Origin of the sequence: Pseudomonas sp. Sample_16 (genome assembly GCF_004307665.1) — a bacterium.
Lineage (GTDB): Bacteria > Pseudomonadota > Gammaproteobacteria > Pseudomonadales > Pseudomonadaceae > Aquipseudomonas.
Genome location: NZ_RCOB01000002.1, coordinates 32,880 through 39,645, shown reverse-complemented (window position 1 = coordinate 39,645; position 6,766 = coordinate 32,880). Strand labels below are relative to the sequence as shown.

General features: G+C 61.3%; 7 protein-coding genes. All 7 read left to right on the top strand.

Annotated features, from left to right (window positions below):
* Window positions 1–291 precede the first annotated feature (291 nt).
* Complete coding sequence (pqqA, locus tag D8U69_RS00375) at window positions 292–363, top strand: pyrroloquinoline quinone precursor peptide PqqA (RefSeq protein WP_003253598.1); 72 nt, start codon at window positions 292–294, stop codon at window positions 361–363.
* Between the two features lie 55 nt (window positions 364–418).
* The gene (pqqB, locus tag D8U69_RS00370) at window positions 419–1,333 is read left to right on the top strand and encodes a pyrroloquinoline quinone biosynthesis protein PqqB (RefSeq protein ID WP_130906435.1); all 915 of its coding nucleotides are present in this window, start codon (window positions 419–421) and stop codon (window positions 1,331–1,333) included.
* Window positions 1,334–1,455: 122 nt separating this feature from the next.
* The gene (gene pqqC / locus D8U69_RS00365; RefSeq protein WP_056852889.1) at window positions 1,456–2,208 is read left to right on the top strand and encodes a pyrroloquinoline-quinone synthase PqqC; all 753 of its coding nucleotides are present in this window, start codon (window positions 1,456–1,458) and stop codon (window positions 2,206–2,208) included.
* Window positions 2,205–2,477 carry a pyrroloquinoline quinone biosynthesis peptide chaperone PqqD gene (gene pqqD / locus D8U69_RS00360; RefSeq protein ID WP_056852888.1) on the top strand — a complete coding sequence of 91 codons (273 nt, stop codon included), beginning with the start codon at window positions 2,205–2,207 and terminating at the stop codon, window positions 2,475–2,477. The genes pqqC and pqqD overlap by 4 nt, the downstream gene beginning before the upstream one ends.
* Window positions 2,455–3,597 (top strand): pyrroloquinoline quinone biosynthesis protein PqqE, encoded by a 1,143-nt coding sequence (pqqE, locus tag D8U69_RS00355; RefSeq protein WP_130906434.1) that lies wholly within the window; start codon window positions 2,455–2,457, stop codon window positions 3,595–3,597. Before pqqD ends, pqqE begins: the two co-directional genes overlap by 23 nt.
* A gap of 293 nt (window positions 3,598–3,890) precedes the next feature.
* Complete coding sequence (gene ercA / locus D8U69_RS00350) at window positions 3,891–5,054, top strand: alcohol dehydrogenase-like regulatory protein ErcA (RefSeq protein WP_056852886.1); 1,164 nt, start codon at window positions 3,891–3,893, stop codon at window positions 5,052–5,054.
* Window positions 5,038–6,765 carry a NahK/ErcS family hybrid sensor histidine kinase/response regulator gene (locus D8U69_RS00345; protein ID WP_130904763.1) on the top strand — a complete coding sequence of 576 codons (1,728 nt, stop codon included), beginning with the start codon at window positions 5,038–5,040 and terminating at the stop codon, window positions 6,763–6,765. Before ercA ends, D8U69_RS00345 begins: the two co-directional genes overlap by 17 nt.
* Window position 6,766 lies beyond the last annotated feature (1 nt).

The following is a 6,766-nucleotide window of genomic DNA, read 5'->3' as shown; positions in this document are numbered from 1 at the left end:
ATCACTATCAGCAGACCAAAAACCTGCTGGTGAGCTACGACATCAATCCGCTGGGTTTCTTCTGATCCCACACGAAACCGTGTAACGGCCATCGCGGGCAAGCCTTGCTCCTACAGGATCGGACACTACCTGTAGGAGCAAGGCTTGCCCGCGATTTGGCCGTCTCTGACACCCCGCGCACCCCCTACCAAATCACCCCGCCAACTCCTTCGAAAGTAGCATTCGGGCACTCAACGCCCCATGCATTAATGGCTCTACCGGAATCACCCGGCACAAGAAGAGGAATGACCCATGTGGACTAAACCCGCGTTTACCGATCTGCGCATTGGCTTCGAAGTGACGATGTATTTCGCCAACCGTTGATTGACCACCCGGCCAGCCGCTGTGTTGGCCGGGCCTGCCTTCCGGAGCATCCGCCATGCATATCCGCGTTCTTGGTTCCGCCGCTGGCGGAGGTTTCCCGCAGTGGAACTGCAACTGCCGCCAGTGCGCCGGTGTGCGCGATGGCAGCTTGCGGGCGCAGCGTCGTACGCAGTCGTCGATTGCCTTGAGTGACGACGGTGTGGAGTGGGTACTGTGCAATGCGTCACCGGACATCCGCGCGCAACTCGAGAGTTTTGCCCCGATGCAACCGGCGCGGCGCCTGCGTGACAGCGCCATCGCCGGCATCGTGCTGCTGGACAGCCAGATCGACCATTGCACCGGTTTGCTCAGCCTGCGCGAAGGCTGCCCGCATGACGTGTGGTGCACCGAGCGCGTGCATCGGGACCTGAGCAGCGGTTTCCCGTTGTTCACCATGCTTGAGCACTGGAACGGCGGTTTGCACTGGCAACCGCTGAGCCTCGATCGCCAGCCGTTCCATATTCCGGCCTGCGGGCATTTGCGATTTCACGCGATACCGCTGGTGAGCAATGCGCCGCCGTACTCGCCCAATCGTGGCAACCCGCAACCGGGCGATACCATTGGCCTGTTCATCGAAGATGTGCGCAGCGGCGCCTCGTTGTTCTATGCGCCGGGCCTTGGCCAGATTGACGATGAAGTCCTGGGCTGGATGCAACGTGCCGATTGCCTGCTGCTGGACGGCACCCTGTGGCGCGACGACGAGATGCTTATCTGCGAAGTTGGCCAGAGCCTGGGCAGCGACATGGGGCACCTCCCGCAAAGCGGCCCCGGCGGGATGCTGGAGTTGATGGAGGGTTTCAACCGCCAGCGCAAGGTGCTGATCCACATCAACAACACGAACCCGATCCTTGATGAAGACTCGGCCGAGCGGGCTTTGCTGGAGCGGCGGGGGATTGAAGTGGCTTATGACGGCATGAGTATTGAGCTGTAGCGAAGGACGCCTTCGCGGGCAAGCCCGCTCCCACAGGTTTTGTGGACACTGCCGAACCCTGTGGGAGCGGGCTTGCCCGCGAAGAGGCCGGAACAGACACCGAAGATTCCCGGAGACCCGCAATGACCGACACACCCATGTCCCCCAGCGAGTTCGAAGCCGCCCTGCGTGCCAAGGGCGCCTACTACCACATCCACCATCCATTCCATCAAGCCATGTACGCCGGCCGCGCCAGCCGCGAGCAGATCCAGGGTTGGGTCGCCAATCGTTTCTATTATCAGGTCAACATCCCGCTCAAAGACGCCGCGATTCTCGCCAATTGCCCGGACCGCGACGTGCGTCGGGAATGGCTGCAACGGATTCTCGACCACGATGGCGTTCCCGGCAGCGAGGGCGGTATCGAAGCCTGGTTGCGTCTTGGCGAAGCGGTAGGTTTGGATCGCGAGCAAATCCTGTCCCAGGAATTGGTGCTGCCTGGCGTGCGTTTTGCGGTGGACGCCTACGTCAATTTCGCCCGTCGCGCCTGTTGGCAGGAAGCGGCCAGCAGTTCATTGACCGAGTTGTTCGCGCCACAGATCCATCAATCGCGGCTCGACGCCTGGCCGACCCATTACCCGTGGATCGACACCGCCGGCTATGACTATTTCCGCACGCGCTTGAGCCAGGCCAGACGCGATGTCGAACACGGGTTGCGCATCACGTTGACGCACTACGTGACCGCCGAGGGGCAGCAGCGGATGCTGCAGATCCTGCAATTCAAGCTCGACGTGCTGTGGAGCATGCTCGATGCCATGAGCATGGCCTACGAGCTCGAACGCCCGCCGTATCATACGGTCACCGACGATAAGGTCTGGCACCGGGGGATCGCGTTGTGAACCTGATCAACCGTCAGCAGTCACCCGCCCTGCGTCGGGGTTTTCGCCTGCAATGGGAGCCCCGACAGGACTGCCACGTGCTGCTTTATCCCGAAGGCATGATCAAGCTCAACGCCAGTGCCGGGCAGATTCTCAACCTGGTGGATGGTCAACGTAGCGTGGCGGCGATCATCGAACAACTGAGTGCGAACTTCCCCGGCGTACCCGGAATCGACGAAGACGTGCTGGCGTTTCTGGAGGTGGCCCATGCGCAGTTCTGGATCGAATGAGGCGCTTCCCGGACCGCCCTTGTGGCTGCTCGCCGAACTGACCTATCGCTGCCCGCTGCAATGTCCTTATTGCTCCAACCCACTGGATTTTGCCCGGCACGGCGAGGAGCTGAGCACGCAAGAATGGATTCGTGTGTTCCGCGAAGCGCGGGACATGGGCGCCGCGCAATTGGGCTTTTCCGGCGGTGAACCCTTGGTGCGCCAGGACCTCGCTGAACTGATCAAGGCCGCCCGGGACATGGGCTACTACACCAACCTGATCACCTCCGGCATTGGCCTGACCGAGCAGAAAGTTCGCGACTTCAAGATCGCCGGGCTGGATCACATCCAGATCAGCTTCCAGGCGGCCGACGAAGCGGTGAACAACATGCTCGCCGGCTCGCACAAGGCCTTTGCCCAGAAGCTCGCCATGGCCCGAACGGTGAAAGCCCAGGGCTATCCGATGGTGCTGAACTTCGTCACCCATCGGCACAACATCGACCGGATCGCGCAGATCATCGAGCTGTGCCTGGAGCTGGAGGCGGACTTTGTCGAATTGGCCACCTGCCAGTTCTACGGCTGGGCGGAACTCAACCGCGTCGGCCTGCTGCCCACCCGCGAGCAATTGCAGCGCGCCGAGCGCATCACTAACCAATACCGTGAACGCCTTGAAGCCCAGGGCCACCCGTGCAAGCTGATTTTCGTCACCCCGGACTATTACGAAGAACGCCCCAAAACCTGCATGAACGGCTGGGCCAACCTGTTTCTCGACATCACCCCGGATGGCACGGCCTTGCCCTGTCACAGCGCCCGACAATTGCCGGTAGCGTTTCCCAACGTGCGCGAACACAGCATCGCGCACATCTGGAACGACTCCTTCGGTTTCAATCGTTTTCGCGGCGATGACTGGATGAAAGAGCCGTGCCGCTCCTGCGATGAAAAACACAAGGACCTGGGCGGCTGCCGTTGCCAAGCCTTCATGCTGACCGGCGATGCGAGCAATGCCGACCCGGTGTGCAGCAAGTCGCCGCATCACGGGGTGATTCTCAAGGCCCGCGAAGAAGCCGAAACGTCGGGGGTGGGGATCGAGCACCTGACGTTGCGCAATGCGAAAGCTTCACAGCTGATCTACCGCGGCTAGCCTGGCGAGCGTCATGCTGTTCACATAAGGACAAACACCCGCGGCGAGGGAGCTTGTCGGATCGCCGCACCGTCCCACTGGACTGCGCAGCAGTCCCTTTTAGGGCCGCTTCGCGCCCCAGCGGGAGCAAGCTCCCTCGCCACAAGGGTGCGAACGTTCTTTTAGGTGAACAGCATGACCCTACAGGGGTGCGGCGGTGAGTCCGGATGGGCTACCCATTGGTCTGATTGCATTCGCAGCTGGATGGTTTAGTGTGGTTTCTACTTTCCAAAACAATAAAAACAGGCTTTCAAATGAGCCAGAGTCTCAACCAGCTGCGTAAATTCGTTTCGCCTGAAATCATCTTCGGTGCCGGCAGTCGGCATAGTGTCGGTAACTACGCCAAGACCTTTGGTGCGCGCAAGGTGCTGGTGGTCAGCGATCCCGGCGTAATCGCCGCCGGCTGGGTTGCCGATGTCGAAGCCAGCCTGCAAGCGCTGGGCATCGAATACTGCCTTTACAGTGACGTCTCACCCAACCCACGGGTCGAAGAAGTCATGCTCGGCGCCGAAATGTACCGGGAAAACCACTGCGACGTGATCGTTGCCGTCGGAGGTGGCAGCCCGATGGACTGCGGTAAAGGCATCGGCATTGTGGTTGCCCATGGCCGCAGCATTCTCGAGTTCGAGGGCGTCGACACCATTCGCGTGCCCAGCCCGCCGCTGATCCTGATTCCGACCACCGCCGGCACTTCGGCGGACGTCTCGCAATTCGTGATCATTTCCAACCAGCAGGAGCGCATGAAGTTTTCCATCGTCAGCAAAGCCGTGGTGCCAGACGTTTCGCTGATCGACCCGGAAACCACCCTGAGCATGGACCCGTTCCTGTCGGCCTGTACTGGTATCGACGCGTTGGTGCATGCCATCGAAGCCTTCGTGTCCACCGGCCATGGGCCGCTGACCGATCCGCATGCGCTGGAGGCCATGCGCCTGATCAATGGCAACCTGGTGCAGATGATCGCCAACCCGGGCGACATCGCATTGCGCGAGAAAATCATGCTGGGCAGCATGCAGGCCGGGCTGGCGTTCTCCAACGCCATCCTCGGTGCGGTGCATGCGATGTCCCACAGCCTCGGCGGCTTTCTCGATCTGCCCCATGGCTTGTGCAACGCGGTGCTGGTCGAGCATGTAGTGGCGTTCAACTACAACTCGGCGCCGGACCGTTTCAAGGTGATCGCCGAAACCCTGGGCATCGATTGCCGCGGCTTGAATCACCGGCAGATCTGTGGGCGTCTGGTCGAACACCTGATCGCCCTCAAACATGCCATCGGCTTTCACGAAACCCTCGGTTTGCATGGGGTCAGGACTTCGGACATTCCGTTCCTGTCACAGCATGCGATGGACGATCCCTGCATCCTGACCAACCCTCGCGAGTCCAGCCAGCGTGATGTCGAGGTTGTCTATGGCGAAGCCCTCTGACGAGCAGCAACGGGCGCTGGCCGGATTGCTCGGGCTGGGCAGCCATTCAGCGCGCAAGAGCCATTACCCGGAACTTGCCGCGCGTCTGGACGAGCTGGAGGCGGAGCGCAATCGCTACAAATGGCTGTTCGAAAACGCCGTCCACGGGATCTTCCAGGCCAGCCTGCAAGATGGCATGCGCGCCGCCAACCCGGCGTTGGCGCGCATGCTCGGCTACCAGAACCCACAGGAAGTGTTGTTCTCCCTGAGCGATCTGGCCAGTACCCTGTTCGTTGACGGCGTGCAGGAGCTGGAGAACATCGGCGAAATTCTCCGGCACCAAAGCAGTCTGCACGGCTATGAAACCCGGTTGCGGCGCAAGGATGGCAGTCATCTCGATGTCTTGATGAACTTGCTGCTCAAGCCCGGCCAGGAGGGACTGGTGGAGGGCTTTGTCGCTGACATCACCGAGCGCAAGTTGGCCCAGCAACATTTACAGCAACTCAATGACGAATTGGAACGACGGGTCACTGCGCGAACCGATGAGTTGCTCGAAGCCAACCGAAACCTTCAGCAGCAAATCACCCAGCGCAAGCAGATCGCCAAGGCCTTGCGCGACGCCCGCGATGCCGCCGAGGCCGCCAATCACAGCAAGGACAAGTACCTCGCCGCCGCCAGCCACGACCTGTTGCAACCGCTGAATGCTGCGCGGTTGCTGATTTCGACCTTGCGCGAGCGCACATTGCCGGAAGCCGAGCAGGTGCTGGTGGAGCGCACTCACCAGGCCCTGGAAGGGGCCGAGGACCTGCTGACCGATCTGCTCGACATTTCCCGGCTCGATCAGGCGGCGGTGAAACCAGACGTCGCCGCGTATCGCCTCGATGAACTGTTCGGGCCGCTGGTGTCGGAGTTCCAGTCGGTCGCTCAGGCGGCAGGCTTGAACCTGCGAGTGCACCACGTTGATTGCGCCATCAGCACCGATTTGCGCCTGATGACGCGGATCCTGCGAAACTTCCTCAGCAACGCCTGCCGCTACACCGATGAAGGCAGCATTTTGCTGGGCGCTCGGCGCCGCGGCGAAAGGTTGCGCGTGGAGGTTTGGGATACCGGACGCGGCATCGCCGCCGACCGGCTCGATTCGATTTTCCTCGAGTTCAATCAGCTGGACGTCGGCCGTGCTGCCGACCGCAAGGGCGTGGGCCTGGGGCTGGCGATCGTTGAGCGTATCGCCAAGATCCTTGGCTACAAAGTCGATGTGCATTCGGTGCCGGGCCGCGGTTCGATGTTCAGCATCGAGGTGCCGCTGTCCGATGAAGTTCCGTTACCGGTGAGTCAGGCAGTGCCGCTGCCTGGCACTGGCAACCCGTTGCCGGGACGCCGTCTGCTGGTGCTGGACAATGAAGTGAGTATTCTCCAAAGCATGAGCGCATTGCTCGGGCAGTGGGGCTGTGATGTGGTGATCGCCACCGATGAAGCGTCGGCGCTGGCGGCGTTGCAGGGGCGGGCGCCGGAATTGATTCTGGCGGACTATCACCTTGATCACGGGGTGGTCGGCTGTGACGTGGTGCGGCATTTGCGCGAGCATTTCCAGCACAACATTGCGGCGGTGATCATCACGGCAGACCGCACCGACCATTGTCGGCGGGCATTGCAGCGACTCAACGCACCGTTGCTGAACAAACCGGTGAAGCCGGGCAAGTTGCGGGCGGTATTGAGTCAGCTATTGGGCTAGT

Excerpts from the sequence above, each read along its gene's own strand:
- pqqB (WP_130906435.1), top strand. The coding sequence starts at position 419 with ATGCATATCCGCGTTCTTGGTTCCGCCGCTGGCGGAGGTTTCCCGCAG.
- pqqC (WP_056852889.1), top strand. The coding sequence starts at position 1,456 with ATGACCGACACACCCATGTCCCCCAGCGAGTTCGAAGCCGCCCTGCGT.
- pqqE (WP_130906434.1), top strand. The coding sequence starts at position 2,455 with ATGCGCAGTTCTGGATCGAATGAGGCGCTTCCCGGACCGCCCTTGTGG.
- ercA (WP_056852886.1), top strand. The coding sequence starts at position 3,891 with ATGAGCCAGAGTCTCAACCAGCTGCGTAAATTCGTTTCGCCTGAAATC.
- D8U69_RS00345 (WP_130904763.1), top strand. The coding sequence starts at position 5,038 with ATGGCGAAGCCCTCTGACGAGCAGCAACGGGCGCTGGCCGGATTGCTC.